11 protein-coding genes and 2 tRNA genes are annotated in these 14,407 nt (G+C 43.4%); 8 read left to right on the top strand and 5 right to left on the bottom strand.

The genetic code is table 11. The annotated features are described in order from the left end of the window. Positions 1-17: 17 nt before the first annotated feature. The 3 genes from ACLI08_RS02035 (at position 18) to ACLI08_RS02025 (ending at position 919) form a co-directional block, all read left to right on the top strand. The gene (locus ACLI08_RS02035; RefSeq protein ID WP_411426785.1) at positions 18-644 is read left to right on the top strand and encodes a 2OG-Fe(II) oxygenase; all 627 of its coding nucleotides are present in this window, start codon (positions 18-20) and stop codon (positions 642-644) included. 72 nt (positions 645-716) lie between these two features. Then, positions 717-790: transfer RNA gene (locus tag ACLI08_RS02030), tRNA-Ala, on the top strand. 47 nt (positions 791-837) lie between these two features. Next, a tRNA-Leu gene (locus ACLI08_RS02025) sits at positions 838-919 on the top strand. 119 nt (positions 920-1,038) lie between these two features. On the opposite strand, the gene ACLI08_RS02020 is transcribed toward ACLI08_RS02025, so the two are convergent. Further along, entirely contained in the window at positions 1,039-1,242 is a 204-nt protein-coding gene (locus ACLI08_RS02020) for a hypothetical protein (protein WP_411426784.1), read from the bottom strand. A 249-nt stretch (positions 1,243-1,491) separates the two neighbouring features. Here ACLI08_RS02020 and ACLI08_RS02015 point away from each other — a divergent pair, with 249 nt between their 5' ends. Beyond that, positions 1,492-2,064: a Crp/Fnr family transcriptional regulator gene (locus tag ACLI08_RS02015; RefSeq protein WP_411426783.1), complete on the top strand. Its 573-nt coding sequence runs from the start codon at positions 1,492-1,494 to the stop codon at positions 2,062-2,064. 75 nt (positions 2,065-2,139) lie between these two features. Next, complete coding sequence (locus ACLI08_RS02010; RefSeq protein ID WP_411426782.1) at positions 2,140-2,583, top strand: carboxymuconolactone decarboxylase family protein; 444 nt, start codon at positions 2,140-2,142, stop codon at positions 2,581-2,583. 50 nt (positions 2,584-2,633) lie between these two features. Here the strand turns inward: ACLI08_RS02010 and ACLI08_RS02005 are convergent, their stop codons facing one another. The 3 genes from ACLI08_RS02005 to ACLI08_RS01995 are packed head-to-tail and all read right to left on the bottom strand — an operon-like array spanning position 2,634 to position 7,538. After that, a complete protein-coding gene (locus ACLI08_RS02005; protein ID WP_411426781.1) occupies positions 2,634-5,102 on the bottom strand; it encodes a TonB-dependent receptor domain-containing protein in 2,469 nt (822 codons plus the stop codon). Then, on the bottom strand, positions 5,041-6,417 hold the full coding sequence (locus ACLI08_RS02000) for an HTTM domain-containing protein (protein WP_411426780.1): 1,377 nt from the start codon (positions 6,415-6,417) through the stop codon (positions 5,041-5,043). The genes ACLI08_RS02005 and ACLI08_RS02000 overlap by 62 nt, the downstream gene beginning before the upstream one ends. 11 nt (positions 6,418-6,428) lie before the next feature. Continuing rightward, on the bottom strand, positions 6,429-7,538 hold the full coding sequence (locus ACLI08_RS01995) for an imelysin family protein (protein ID WP_411426779.1): 1,110 nt from the start codon (positions 7,536-7,538) through the stop codon (positions 6,429-6,431). Between the two features lie 140 nt (positions 7,539-7,678). Here ACLI08_RS01995 and ACLI08_RS01990 point away from each other — a divergent pair, with 140 nt between their 5' ends. From ACLI08_RS01990 to ACLI08_RS01980, 3 genes are all read left to right on the top strand, one after another. Beyond that, on the top strand, positions 7,679-8,842 hold the full coding sequence (locus ACLI08_RS01990; RefSeq protein ID WP_411426778.1) for an imelysin family protein: 1,164 nt from the start codon (positions 7,679-7,681) through the stop codon (positions 8,840-8,842). Between the two features lie 76 nt (positions 8,843-8,918). Then, the gene (locus tag ACLI08_RS01985; protein ID WP_411426777.1) at positions 8,919-10,316 is read left to right on the top strand and encodes a di-heme oxidoredictase family protein; all 1,398 of its coding nucleotides are present in this window, start codon (positions 8,919-8,921) and stop codon (positions 10,314-10,316) included. Positions 10,317-10,403: 87 nt separating this feature from the next. Beyond that, positions 10,404-10,895, top strand: coding sequence for a hypothetical protein (locus ACLI08_RS01980; protein WP_411426776.1), 492 nt, complete (start codon positions 10,404-10,406; stop codon positions 10,893-10,895). 50 nt (positions 10,896-10,945) lie between these two features. Here ACLI08_RS01980 and ACLI08_RS01975 read toward each other — a convergent pair whose 3' ends face one another. Beyond that, entirely contained in the window at positions 10,946-14,368 is a 3,423-nt protein-coding gene (locus tag ACLI08_RS01975; protein WP_411426775.1) for a hypothetical protein, read from the bottom strand. Positions 14,369-14,407 lie beyond the last annotated feature (39 nt).

The following is a 14,407-nucleotide window of genomic DNA, read 5'->3' as shown; positions in this document are numbered from 1 at the left end:
TTTACAGCCTATTATTTATGGACGAATTAGAAATGAACCCGCTGTACGAGCAGCTTATAGACGGGCTTATGGAAAACCACTATGCAGTGGCCGACGGCTTTTTTACTCCTGAAGAGGTCGCAGTATTGCGTGCCGATATTTTAAAAAAATATGAACAGGATAGTTTTAAAAAGTCGGCTATAGGGCATCAGGCTGATGAGCAGGTTGTGGCTGCCATACGCGGGGATTTTATCCTTTGGCTAAACGAAACTACAGATGGCGCCGAGCGCGTGTTCCTGGATAAGGTTCAGGATTTTGCCACCTATTTAAACCGTACCTGCTATATGGGCATACGCCAGCAGGAGTTTCACTATGCTGTATATCCTGAGGGGACTTTTTATAAACGCCACCTGGATAATTTCCATAACAGCAATAGCCGCAAGCTTAGCTTTATTTGCTACCTGAATGCCGAAGACTGGAAACCTGAATATGGTGGTGAACTGGCTATATATCTTCCTCAACCGAACGGTGGCGAGGAGGAAATCACGGTGTTTCCGCTGCAAGGCAGGGTTGTGGTTTTTGAAAGCCAGCTTTTAGAACATGAAGTTAAGCCTGTAAAACGCCCCCGCCTAAGCATAACCGGCTGGCTTAAAACAGCTAACTGATTTGGTGGAATGTTTTTTGCGCAAATGTTTGGAAAATGAAAATTAAAAGCACTATATTTGCCCTCACAATTCGGGGATGTAGCTCAGCTGGCTAGAGCGCTTGCATGGCATGCAAGAGGTCGTGGGTTCGACTCCCATCTTCTCCACGAAGTGTAAACGTATTGTTTTTGAAACTATACAATATTGCAACCCTGCGGGTGTGGTGAAATTGGTAGACACGCCAGACTTAGGATCTGGTGCCTCACGGTGTGAAGGTTCGAGTCCTTTCACCCGCACAGCAAAAGCCTCTGAGAAATCAGAGGCTTTTTTTATTTTTTAGGTGTTTTGAATGAAGCTATTGTGTTAGTGTTGATTTTCTAGCATAAAAAAGCCTCCTTGTTCAGGAGGCTTGGTATTATAGCGCGATTTGCGGATAAATCATATTTAGCTGCTTTTTGAAGATGTTTATAGAGTCTTCGTTGTCTGAAGCTATTTTGTAGCGTGACCCTTTATCATATAATGTTTTTTCGAATGAGATGTTGTGGCGTTGCAGCAAAAGCTCTATCCTTTGGTTGTCAATTACATTTTTGTAAATCGTGCGAAAAATAGAAATATGCATAGCGTTAATTTTTTAGGTTATTAATCAATTATTTTCATTGGTTCTGATATAAAATTAATAATGTTATTGGGTATTAAGAAACGGCTTAATAAAAATTTAGCATTTGTTAATATTGGCTTTACGTTGCGTAAATTTTCATTACCCCTGCAAAATATTTGATTAACAATAGGTAGCGTTTCGGGGTTATAATTTTATTAACGTACGTGTTATACCGAATTTTTATCTAAACTTTGCTACCAATGATTATGTATGGAAGCATTTAAACAGCATATAGGTAAGTTTGTAACGCTTAGCGATGATGATTTTAATAGAATAATTGGCTATTTTACCGTTGTAAGTGTGTCGCGAAAGCAAAATCTTGTAACAGCAGGGCAGGTTTGCCGCAATCATTATTTTGTAATAAGCGGTTGCCTGCGGAAGTTTTTTGTTACAGATAAGGGTACTGAACAAACCACGGAGTTTGCTATAGAAAACTGGTGGATTACTGATAATATTGCTTATGAACGACAGCTTGCATCTGAGTTTTTTATACAGGCAGTGGAAAAAAGCGATGTTCTTGTAATAAGCTTTGAGAAGCAGGAAGCACTGGTAAGAGATTTTCCGCAAATGGAGCGTTATTTCAGGTTTGTTTACCAGCGTGCGTATGCCGCAAGCCAAATGCGGATTAAATACCTCTACGGCTTTTCAAGAGAAGAATTGTATTTCCACTTTTTAGATAACCATCCGCAATTTGTACAGCGTGTGCCGCAGTACCTTTTGGCTTCATTTTTGGGCTTTACGCCCGAATATCTTAGTGAAATCCGTAGCAAAAAGCGTTCTTAAACCTGTTTAAGTTTTTTTAGGCTGTCTATGCCCAACTTTGTACTGTAATTAATAACACATAAAAATTATAGTATTATGAAAACACGCATTAATGTTATAGAAAAACTACCACAGGCTACCAAAGCACTCTATGCCCTTTCGGCATACGTAGAAAGCACACCGCTCACAAAAACGCATAAAGAACTGCTTAAAATAAGGGCATCGCAAATAAACGGCTGTGCATTTTGCATAGATATGCATACAAAAGACGCGATAAAGTACGGAGAAACACAACAGCGTATTTTCCTGCTTAATGCCTGGAAAGAAACAACGTTATTTACAGATGAGGAAAAAGCTGTTTTGGCAATAGCCGAAGAAGTGACGCTTATAAGTCGTCGCGGCCTTACGGATGCTACATACACGCTGGCAAAATCATTTTTTACCGATGAGTACATAGCGCAGCTTATTGTGGCTGCCGTAACCATTAATGCCTGGAACCGCCTGGCTGTAAGCAGCAAGCTGGAACCAGCAGATGTTTAAGGCATAGTCGGCAAAGATACAAATGGCTCCGTTTCGGGAGCCATCTGTGTTTATAGTTTTATTTGTAGTGTAGTGTAAAAAGTGCGCGGTTCGCTGGGTAATATACCCGGGCCGGGGTATCCGGTGGCGCGGCGTGTAAAGTAGTAGTTGTTTGTAAGGTTATTAACGCCTGCTTCCAGCTTTATACAACGCCATGTGTACGATGCCGAAACATCGGCAACGTAATAAGATGGTATTTGCCCGAAAACCCCAAAGGTATTTTCGGTTTCGTTTGCGGTACTGTTATTACTGTCTGTAAACTGCTGTGATACGTACATTACCTGGGCCGATGCTTTAAAATTGCCCCACCCAACGGTTGTTCCGGTCTTAAGGTTTATTGTGGGTACAAACTCTACTTTGTTTCCTTTAATGTTTGGCGCATCTGTTTTTAGGTAGCGGCTGTCAGTAATGGCATTGTTTACAAAAAGCGTCCACAAAAAGTTATCATTTTGCTTAAAGAATGTATTACTAATGTTCCAGTCGCCCAATGCTTCCCATCCGTAGGTAATGGCTGTACCTATGTTACTACGGTAACGCACCACAGCACCTCCGCCGTTAGGATTTACACGCTGGTATTCGCCAATTTTGTCGTTATATAAAAGGGCGTATACGTTTGTATCATAGCTAAAACGGTCGTCTATTTTTCCGCGAAGGCCTATGTCGCTGGTAAAGCCTTTTTCGTCAGTAATATTGGGGTCGATAACAAGCCCCGGTGTAGCGGTGCGTATATCGCTAAACGTAACCGACCTGTAATTTTGCGAAATATTGGCATACAACTCAGCTTTTTGTGTAGGCTTATAACTTAGCCCAATGCCTGCCAGAAAAAAGTTTCGGTTCTTTGTTACGTTCTCATCCAGCCTCTCATCCAGTATTACATTTCCGGCAAGGTCGGTATTTATATGGCGCCAGTATCCCTTTGATTTTGTATTTATGTTCTCATAGCGCAGGCCGGGCGTTATGGTAAACTTTGGCGACAGCCTGAATATGTTCTCAGCGAATAAGGCTACGTTAAGGTTGGGATATTTGTAATCACTTTGGTTAGCATAACTAGGAAAATCAACGGTTGCGGGGGTAAAGTTAGCATCGCTACCGGCACTGCCGGGGCCTTGGTAGCCAGTATTTTGCGCCTGGTAATATTTTGCACCAATTAAAAACGCACTCTTTTGATTGTTAATGGTATATTGCTGCAAAAACTTTGCTTCTGCACCCCAGTTTACAAATTTACCCTTAATCAGGTCGCGCCCCTCTCCGGGGTCGGCACCACTTACCCGGTTACTAAGGTAGCCTACCGTTTCGCGGCTGGCATTAAGCCCAAAGAACTGTACATTAAAGTTGGCATTTTCGGTAAACTTATGTTCCAGTTTTAGGTTAAAAAGGTTCCAGTTAACGCCAAACCAGTTTCTTGTACGGTTACTTTGCAGCATATTTTGATGGAACATCAGGTCAGTAAGGCCACCGGGTTGTTTTGCCAGGTAGTCAAACAATGTATAATCAAAGTGTAACGCTGTTTTTTCGGTAAATGCGTAGTTGAGGTTGATAAAGAAATTGCGGCTGTTAAAATTAGCATTTGGCCTAAAGCCGTTACCCTGCTTGTAATTAAAAAAGGTATAAAAGCTGAATTTTTTTTCCGTGCCGCTTACACTGCTAAAGTTGGTAAACAATCCGTAAGAGCCCAGTGTGTTTCGTTGTACTACCTCTATAGGTTTTTTAGAGGGCTGATGCATTATAAAGTTTACCAGACCGCCAAATTGCGTACCGTATTGTAATGATGCCGCTCCACGAACCACTTGTATTTTTTCTACACCTTCGGCCGGTGGGGTGTAGTAACTTTCGGGGTAACCCAAAACATCGGCACTAATGTCGTAGCCATTTTGGCGGGTGTTGAAGTTACTGGTACGGTTTGGGTTAAGCCCGCGCCCGCCAATGTTTAGCTGCAGTCCGCCTTCGGCACCTTCGTTAAAGGTAAGGCCTACCACCTGGGCATATATCTGGCGCATAGTACCTACGGCTTTGTTTGCCACCAAGCGGTCTACCGTAACCACCTCACTTTTTTTACCGGCATATATATTGGTGCCATCTATGTCTTTAAGGTAACCTATAGCCGAGCGTTTTTGCAGGTTACGCTCTATAACTACCTCTGTAAGTTCTGTGATTTTTTTTAACGTAATATCAGGGATGGTGCTGTTAGCGTTTACATCAAGCACAGCCATTTCATAGCCATCTGTATAAATTACCAAATGCGCTGTAGGGCCGCACTCTATGGTAAACGTACCGTTTTGGTCTGTTACGGCCGCAGTATTTATAGTGGTGTTTATAACCTGTGCATTGGCAAGAGGTGTACCTTGTTCGGTAGTTACTTTACCTTGTACGTTTAGGTTCTGCGCCGAAGCACTAAAGAATATAAAAAACAGTAACAGGCTAAAAACCGCTGATGCTACCGGTAAACGGAAGTATCCAGGTCTTGTGGCTAAATGATTCATCTTGTTTTGCAAGGTTTACTTTCGGGTCTATAAAAGGGCGGCTGAGCCTTCCGTTTAAGGCTACGTAGCTGTTTACGTACACTTCAGGTTCGGCCATGCCTTGTTTTTTGTAATAATCGCGTAAAAAATGAGCGTATTCCAGTATGAAGTCGGGTTGAAACGACATCTGCTTTTCCTGGAAACGCGTAAGGAATTTGGTGTTGTCTACCACTACGTATTTTCCGGTTTGCGGATCAGTAACGGTAAACTGCGCGTAGCCTGCTTTTTCCATAAGCATTACCCGCCAGGAGAACCGGAAACCTTCTTCGGTCCAGAACAATTCGCCGGGGTAGCAAAGGTAACGGAACGGAAAAACTAATTGTATGACTACAGTCACAGCCAGCACTATTACTTTAGCAGTTTGTGGGGTGTGTTTTGTATTTATCGGTGTATTGTTTACCTGCTGGCTTTCGACTTCAGGCCTTTGACTTTTGACCCTTGATGTTATATACTCCAGTACTTTTCTGTGAAAGCCCGAACTGAAAAATATCAGTGTAGATACAATCATTACGTAGGGGAAAATGCCTATGGGGAACAATATCCGTGTAAGTACATGGAAAACAACCACCAGTACAAAGGCAAACAAGCGTGTGCGCCTGTAAAGCAAAAGAAACGGAATACTCAAATCATAAACAGCACCAATCCAGCTAAAGGCGTATGCTACCCACTCTTTACCCAAAAACGCGCCTATGATGGGCAGGTGTGCATTGGCGGGAAGCCATATCTTAAGCGGAAGCGCTGCTGCAAGCCAATCGGAGTTTAGCTTTGCAATCCCGGCATAAAAGTACACTATGCCCAGCAGCAGCTTTAAAATATCTACGGTGTAGCGCGGCACTGTGTTGCTACACAACTCCTTATCGTGTTTCGCATAGAAGGAAAAAGCGGCGTTTGCCGGTAAAAATATCATTACAAAACTTACTACCGATATAAAGTAGTAGTGGTTAAGGTAGGTGGTTTTATCCATAAGCTCTATGTAGGTAAAGCTTAAGAAAAACAATATGATGGCCATCCTGTATTTATACCCCGCAGCTACCATAAGTGCAGTTACAGCACAAACTATAAAAATACCATACGTGTAAATACCTAATGGTTTTACCCAACCAAAGCCAAAGTATGTAAAATGGAAAACAGGCTTTATGTAAAATTTTTCAATCCACCCATTAAGCGCAAAACGCACCATGCCCATAAACATCATGATGCCGAATGCCAGCCTGAAAAAGGCCAGCGATGCGGCATCTGTAGTAGTGTTTAGGTAAGTATTTACTGCGCGTAGCATAGTTAAATGTTTTAGTCGCCGTCGCCGTCTACGTAGTCTATGGTAAGGCTAAGTGCGCTAAACATATTTACTTTAAGGTATACCACCTGCGTTTGCATGGCGTTATACGCTGCGATCATTTTACTGTTATCTGTAGTTACCTGAGTAGTAAAACTGTCGTTTAAGGCCCCGTTTTTAGTAAGTATGGTTTCGTACTGTGCGTTAATAATATCGCTAAGGTTTTGCCCTTCTGATTTTGCACCTACCGCATCCAGGTAACCTTTAAGGCTGGCGCCCGTACCGTTACTATTGTAATACGTGCCGTTAAAGAATTTTTTAGAGGCTGTTATGGCTTCATTAAGCAGTATTTTACTCACGTTTCCACGAAAATACGCTTCCACTTTTTCAGGGAATAGCACACCGTTGCTAAAAAGCCCGGCAGGTATGCCTACCTTAGGGTATCGTACATCTTTTTCAAGATTTTTTACGAAATTATTAGTGCTGTGGTTTAGCGATCCGGTTACCGAATTGGTGTTATTTACAAAGGTGTTTCGGTATGCCCCATTCCAGTCGGCAAGCACCGCAGCTGATATGGTTTTAAGCCGGTTAACTACTGCTGTAATGTATTGTTTATAACTGTTTCCGGCAGCGCCTGCATAAACAGCTACAGTTTCTTCGTTAGTACTACCCATGCCATACAGCAGATAATCCAGTGCGGGGAATCCCTGGCGCGAAAACTGCGATTGCAACTCCAGGTTGTATGTGCCGGAGCTTATATTTGTTTCTATGCCGGTAACATCGGTAGGGAAGGTGTTAGCCGAAAGCATAAGATTAAGGTCGCTTGCCATACCTGTGTCAAACATGGCTACGTGCTGGTATTTCTTGTAGGCATCCAGCCAGGCCGTTTGTACTGTAATCAGGTTTGCTTCCGTAGGGGTTTCTGTAAATGCAGATACCGCTGTTTGCAGTGAGCCTAGTGCGGCATCATAGGCAGTGTATGCGGGTATAATAATATTGTCGGCCCAGTTTGTAAGCACGGCGTTTTTATCGTAATTAGCCGTGTTAGAGGTGTTGTTTCCGTCTGATGATGAGCATCCTGCGGCAATGATAATCAGTGTAAATAACGCTACAATCTTTTTCATACTGAGAATTTTTGGCAAAAGTATGAAACAACAATTATTTATCTTTAATTATTCTAAATAAATTTTTTAACATTTAACTTTTGTCCAAATATCAAAAGTTCATACATTTGCCTTGTTTTTAATAAATCTAAATAAGCGATATGAAAAATACAATATTTGCCCTGGGATCACTTGCCATAGCCGGTTTAGCATTTACCGCCTGCAGCAATGATGATAACGGCAAAAGTGAAAAGCAACTGGTTATGGAAAACTATGCTAACATAGTGTACCAAAACTACAAGGATGCCCTTACAGATGCAGAGGAACTTGAGGCTGCCATAAACACTTTTACGGCAAATCCTAACCAGGACAGTTTTGATAACGCCAAAACCAAATGGAAAGAAGCCCGCGAGACTTACGGAACTACAGAGGCATTCAGGTTTGCAAACGGTCCTATAGATGCAGATGATAATGGCCCTGAAGCCCTGCTAAACGCCTGGCCGCTCGATGAAAACTTTATAGATTATGTAGAAGATAACGGAATGGTATACAACGGCGGTATTATAAACCGAACTGATTTGTATCCTACATTAACCAAAGAGTTACTGGAAACACTTAACGAAAGTGGCGGAGAAAAAACCATTAGCGTAGGCTACCATGCCATTGAGTTTTTGCTATGGGGGCAGGATTTAACGGCTCCTTCGGCATTTCTTGCCGGGCAAAGGCCGTATACGGATTATACCACAGCTTTAAACGCAGACCGCAGAAAGCAGTATCTTAATATTTGCGCTGATTTGCTTACCGATCATCTTACCTACCTGGTTGATTTATGGGCACCATCAGGTACGTACAGGGCTACTTTTCTTGGTATGAATGAAAATGTGGCGCTTACTAATATGTACTTGGGCATTGCCACTCTGGCAGCTGCCGAACTTCCTGTAGAGCGTATGGCGGTAGCCTTAAACAACAGGGATCAGGAAGATGAGCACAGTTGTTTTAGTGATAACACGCACAGGGATATTATACAAAACCTTCAGGGTATTGTAAACGTATACCACGGAAAATACCGCGACATAGAAGGTGCTTCTTTAGCCGACCTGGTTAAAAAAGCTAACCCTGAGTTTTATAACAACATAGAGGCATCTATAGTAAATGCGCAAACGAAGGTAAATGCTATGTATATTCCTTTTGATTATGCTATTTCGGGTGGTGCTTCGTCTGTAGAAGGTGTTAAAGTGGCCGATGCCTGGAAGGCCATTAAAAATGACTTTAGTGTTAACCTGTTGTCGGGTTCATCGGCTTTGGGATTAGCAGTAAATCCATAAATTTAGGTTTTTATATAGTAATCTGTTTTGTGGAAGTGCCTTTTTACTAAAGGTGCTTCCTGCGTTTATAAATATCATGAAAAAAACTACGTTTGGCTGGCTGCTGGCATTGGGTATTATCAGCGCGGCCTGTAACAAGGAGAGTGATTATACACCGCTTACCGCCGAGACCGGTGAACAATACAGCGGCGGCACTGCAACGGTAGAAAATACTACAGAGGAAGCCTTTGGTTTTGCGCTTCCCGGCCTATCATCAGATGAAGCGGAAGCTTTTGGTGTGGGTAACTCTTTCTTTCGCCAAAGCTGGGTTTCAGCACCATCCAGCACGACGGCGCGAGATGGTCTTGGGCCGTTTTTTAACGCTGTTTCATGTGGGGCCTGTCACTTTAAAGACGGCCGTGGTCGTCCGCCTGCCTACGATGGCGAACTGGGCGCCGGGCTGCTTATGCGCCTGAGCCTGCCTGGGTCTGATGCCTTTGGCGGTGCACTGGTAGACCCTGTATATGGGCATCAGCTGCAGGATACGGCTATCCTCGGGCAAACCGTAAAAGGGACGTACACCATTACCTACCAAAATGTTACCGAAACCCTTGCCGATGGTACGGTAGTTACCCTGCAAAAGCCTGTTTATAACATAGGCAACCTGGGTTATGGTGCACTGGCTAATGGGGGGCTGGTTTCGCCAAGGGTAGCAAACCAAATCATAGGCCTTGGTTTACTCGAAGCCGTAGAGGAACACACGTTACTGGGCTTTGCCGATGAAAATGACGCTAATGGCGATGGTATTTCGGGGCGTGCCAACTATGTGTATGATAAAATGACAAACAGCCTTAAAATGGGACGTTTTGGCTGGAAGGCAAACCAACCGAACATAAGGCAGCAGGTAGCGGCTGCATTTGTAAACGATATGGGTATTACATCATACGTTTTTCCTGATGAAATATGCCCGCCGGGTGTAGACTGTAATGCCATACCAAACGGTGGTTCGCCGGAAATAAGCGATAGTAACTTTGATAAGGTAGTGCTGTACAGCCAAACCCTGTCTGTACCTATGCGTCGTAATTACAACGACCAGAATGTGCTTAGGGGTAAACAGATTTTTAACAGCATTAACTGCGCGGCATGCCATATTCCTAAAATGCAAACCGGTAGTGGACACAGTGTGGCGTCGTTACGCAACCAAACCATACGCCCGTATACCGATATGCTATTGCATGATATGGGTAGCGGGCTTGCCGATAACGCTCCTGATTACCTGGCCAGCGGTACCGAATGGCGTACCCAGCCGCTATGGGGTATAGGGCTTATAAACAAGGTAAACAAGCATACTAAGCTTTTACACGACGGGCGTGCGCGTAATGTTACCGAAGCCATACTGTGGCACGGTGGCGAAGCGCAGGCCAGCAAAGATAAATTTAAGCAGCTGAGTGCTAAAGACCGCGAAGACCTACTGACGTTTATTAACTCGCTATAAATGCTTTAACATTCATTGGCACAACGCTTGATAGGTATAGGATAGAAAATGTATATTTGCCCAAAACCGTAAATTAGTGTTGTGCCCATGAAGTTAGTAGTAATGTTTATAGCATTTATAGTTGCGGGATTGCCTGTAGGAGATCTTGCTACCATACGCAAGGAGTATGTAAACGCGGCAGTATCTGAACAAAGCACTAATAATTTCTATAAGCGTTTTGAGGATGTTACTGACACCCACCAAAATACTACACTGGTAGCATATAAGGCGGTGTCTATTGTGCTTAAAGCACGCTATGAAAGCGGTTTGTTTAGCAAGAAACGGCTTTTTGATAAAGGTACCAGCCTGCTCGATGCTACCATAAAAAAAGACTACGATAACTATGAGGCACGCCTTATCCGCCTGAACATACAGGATAATGTGCCATGGATTACCGGCTACACCGGCCAGATAAAAGCTGATAAGAAGTTTTTACTTAAAAATTTTGATGCGCAGCCTGCCGATTTAAAGGCATTTGCCAAAGCGTATATACTGCAATCTGAAGTTTTTTCTGCTAAAGAAAAAAAGCTGGTGGAGTAACAATTATAGATTTTCTCAATTATTCCACTTATTCATGCGTTTTTAATCACCTAAAAATACGCTCTTAACTGCACGCTTCCGGTGTGTATGGTTTTGCTGGTTTCGCTTTTACGGCCCTGGTAACTAAGGTTTACATCAAGAAAACGTGTAAGGTTTTTTTGCAGTAGCAGGCGCCAGGTTATGTTTTTCCCTGCGGTAAGCCCCTGTAACATTTGGTATGCCGCTGCTGTGCTTTGGTCTCCTGTAAAATCATTTTTATAGTACGAAAGTTCGCCGCTTGTGGTAAAGCCTTTCTCTGTAGCATAGCTAAATGAAGTACCGGTGCGTTGCTGGGATAGTTGTTCGCGACCGTTTATGGCATTCCGTTTATCCTGATATTCGTAAAAAACGTCAAGGCTGGCATTTCGTGAAAATATGTACGAAATTTTTGGTGCCAGCTGATAGCTAAAAATGGTATAGTTTTTCTGTTCGTAGTTTTGGGCGTCGGCACTGGTTTTACTGTGTTGCTGAGTATACGAAAGCAACCATGTTTTTTGTATGAGGTGCGCATACTGTGCCTGGTGCGACAGCAACCTGGCATCTTGCGAACCTACCGAAAGCAAGCTCCGGCTCCGGCTGTTCAGGTACGTATAGGTTACCGAATGATGCTGTTTTCCGCGGTTAAAGAAAATGCTGTTTCGCAGTGAGCTGTTTTGCCCTAATAAGTTTTCTTCGGAGGTAGAAAAAGGGTTCATGTCGAAATTACTGCCCTGGCGCCGAATTTTACGGTCTATGATGTACGAAGCCTGATCATAAAAGTATGAAAGAAACTTTTTAATCCCGGTTTCGTTTTGCCATTGGGCGGTGTTAAACGTTCCTGATACCGAGAATTTATTTTGATGCGTACCCACATATACCTGGTTAGGAAGGTATACCCGCACGTATTTGGCAAGGTCAGGGTAGGGAGCTATTTCAAATTCCTGTAGTTCCTGTATGCCGTTGTTGTTGTAATCATTCCACATATATACCCCCTGGCTTGCCGGTACTTCTACATAGGTAAACTCCTGCTCGGCTATAGTACCTGAAGCCGTTTCATACGCTCCTGTAACCTGTAGCAGTTGCCCCCAGTAGCGGTCGTTATACAGCAGGCGCGAGTTTAGCGACTTTTGGGTAGCGTACGCAGCGTCTGTAAATTTAAGCGTCCGGTAGTTTACAAACAAAGATAGGTTGCTTTTATCTGTTTTAAGTAACCGTGATTTAAGATAGTAAGAGCGCGATGTGTTTACCTGCTTTAGCACTGTATTTACAAGGCTGTCATTGGCGCGCTGTAAATAGCCCAGCTCTACATATACTTTAGTACTGTCTCCCCGGCCCGTAAAAGCGCCATATTCTGTAAAGCGCTGGCTCAGGCTGCTATAAGTGTTGGTTTCTTTCAGGGTTTCTTCGTTATTTTCCGCACGGAAACTTGCCCCGGCCCAGTTTTTCCCGAAATGGTATTTTGTTAGCGCCTCATTTCGTATAAACGATGAGGTACTATAGTTACCGTTACTCTTTAGCGCACTGCCCGACTCCTGTATATAAAATTTACCAAAAGTAAACTGCCCGTTTACTACATGGCGTGTGCCGGTAAACCCGCTACCAAAGTCCAGTTGCTCTAATTGGTACGTAGCCTGCCCGTTTTTTGGCATACGCAGCGTGGTGCCCGCAATAAGATAGCTTTGATTATAATCGGTGGTAATTACATTGGTAAGGTTCCAGTCGCGATTAAATTCTATGTTGAATAAACGCTCTATGGTACGGAATTCCCGCTGTACAAACTGGTAATTGGCAAAGGCATCCACAAGCATTGTTTCCCGCGTAAACACACGTTGCTTCGCGTCGAGCTTAAGGGCGGTACCGCGGTTATTGCCATCATCTATGGGCGAGTATAAATTCTTGTCGTTATTACTAACGGCTACCTCGGCGTTTACCTGTGTTTTTTCGCCGAGGTGGTAACTCCCCATAACGGTTGCTATCTGTATTTTCGCCGGGGCCGTAAGCTTTACCACCGGTTCGTAACTGCCCTGTGAAACACCATTTAGCGGTGCTACATATTCATATATTTTTTTTACCGATGCAGTGGCAGAAACCACGTAATTACCATTACCGGCGCCCATATTGGTAAAGGTAACATTATATAATACATCGGAGGGATTATTAGAGTAAATGTAAATAGCTGTACCGTTTACAGTTTCGCGGCGGTACAATACTTTATTTTCTCCATACGTATCTTCGTAAGCCGATGGTGCGGTCATTAACGCCGTGTTGTCGCCCGCTTGTTTAAGTATATCTACCTGCTCTGTAGTAAGGCTTTGCTGTAGCGGCTGGTTTTTCATGTCGCTTTCGCTGTACAGATAGGTGCCTGCGCTCCAGTTTTCTGATTCATGCGTTACGCCACCGTAGGTAACAAACCTCGAAAAGTTTTGGTTACTGTACTGGTATTCCACATTAATACGCATTTCGCTGGTAATGGGGAACAGCGACGTAAAGGTGATTTCTCCGGCATTGTAATCAATAACGTAGTCATTACTCTCGCCGCGTTCCAGCAATACACCGTTTACATACACCCGCTCTGAACCCGAAATAACCAGTACATATAGCTCACCATTGCTACCGGTAAGTTTGTACGGACCCTGGTTACCCTCTGTACCTGTAAATGTACTGCGCGCATACTGCCCACGAACCAAAGCGGCCGCAGCATTTATAGTGGTTTTGTTCTCATTGGTGCCCAGTACCACAGTGGTGTTTAGGCCCTGTACTTTTTTGTTGAAGTTGAGAAACTTAGACTGGCGATTTTCCAGGAAAAGGTCGCCTGCGCGAATGTTCCACTTTTCGCTGAACATTTCGATAAAAATCTGGTCAAACTCATCAAGCTTTTGCGAATAGCCACCATCCTGCAACGGAATGTTAGTATCTTGTATGCTGGCACGAAGGCTTACCTTGTCTGATAATTTCCCTGTAATCTGCAAGTCGAGGTTAGAGTTTACCACAGCATTTTGGTTATTACCTACCGTTATACCCCTTGTAATGCTCCCGGAAGTATTAAGCCCGTTTAGTGGTTTAAGGATGTTGTTTGCATTTTGATTAAATGTATACCGTTCGCCGGTTTTAGCATCGTTTGGTACCACACGGCTGCGGTCGTACAGCGCATATTTTTTAGTTAAGAAAGAAGGGTAAGCGGTGTAGTTTAGCGTTAGGGAATCTACAGGGTGGTAGCCGTTTTTAAATACTACCATTGCTTTACTAAAGTCGACCTTGTAATAGGTGGTGTCTATCGCTTTGCCCGAAACATCTTTAAGCGAAAATCCTGTTGGGTTTACCGATACACTGTCTATACGTATGGTATCGGTTACGGGGAATACTTTCCGGGTTTTATATGGCGTGCCGTTGTCCTGCGCCTGCACGGTGGCGGCACATAGTAGCAACAACATCCATAAAATCCCGTTTTTTAGCATCGTAACCGTATAAACTCAAAAACTACAAAAGTAGTATGT

Source organism: Flavobacterium sp. RNTU_13, assembly GCF_046614455.1.
Classification (GTDB): domain Bacteria; phylum Bacteroidota; class Bacteroidia; order Flavobacteriales; family Flavobacteriaceae; genus Flavobacterium.
The sequence above is the reverse complement of the archived record's forward strand: the minus strand, read 5'-3'. Positions and strand labels throughout refer to the sequence as shown.

What these genes read in the sequence shown, in the direction of transcription:
- ACLI08_RS02035 (WP_411426785.1), top strand. Translation starts at nt 18, where the DNA reads ATGGACGAATTAGAAATGAACCCGCTGTACGAGCAGCTTATAGACGGG.
- ACLI08_RS02020 (WP_411426784.1), bottom strand. Translation starts at nt 1,242, where the DNA reads ATGCATATTTCTATTTTTCGCACGATTTACAAAAATGTAATTGACAAC.
- ACLI08_RS02015 (WP_411426783.1), top strand. Translation starts at nt 1,492, where the DNA reads ATGGAAGCATTTAAACAGCATATAGGTAAGTTTGTAACGCTTAGCGAT.
- ACLI08_RS02010 (WP_411426782.1), top strand. Translation starts at nt 2,140, where the DNA reads ATGAAAACACGCATTAATGTTATAGAAAAACTACCACAGGCTACCAAA.
- ACLI08_RS02005 (WP_411426781.1), bottom strand. Translation starts at nt 5,102, where the DNA reads ATGAATCATTTAGCCACAAGACCTGGATACTTCCGTTTACCGGTAGCA.
- ACLI08_RS02000 (WP_411426780.1), bottom strand. Translation starts at nt 6,417, where the DNA reads ATGCTACGCGCAGTAAATACTTACCTAAACACTACTACAGATGCCGCA.
- ACLI08_RS01995 (WP_411426779.1), bottom strand. Translation starts at nt 7,538, where the DNA reads ATGAAAAAGATTGTAGCGTTATTTACACTGATTATCATTGCCGCAGGA.
- ACLI08_RS01990 (WP_411426778.1), top strand. Translation starts at nt 7,679, where the DNA reads ATGAAAAATACAATATTTGCCCTGGGATCACTTGCCATAGCCGGTTTA.
- ACLI08_RS01985 (WP_411426777.1), top strand. Translation starts at nt 8,919, where the DNA reads ATGAAAAAAACTACGTTTGGCTGGCTGCTGGCATTGGGTATTATCAGC.
- ACLI08_RS01980 (WP_411426776.1), top strand. Translation starts at nt 10,404, where the DNA reads ATGAAGTTAGTAGTAATGTTTATAGCATTTATAGTTGCGGGATTGCCT.
- ACLI08_RS01975 (WP_411426775.1), bottom strand. Translation starts at nt 14,368, where the DNA reads ATGCTAAAAAACGGGATTTTATGGATGTTGTTGCTACTATGTGCCGCC.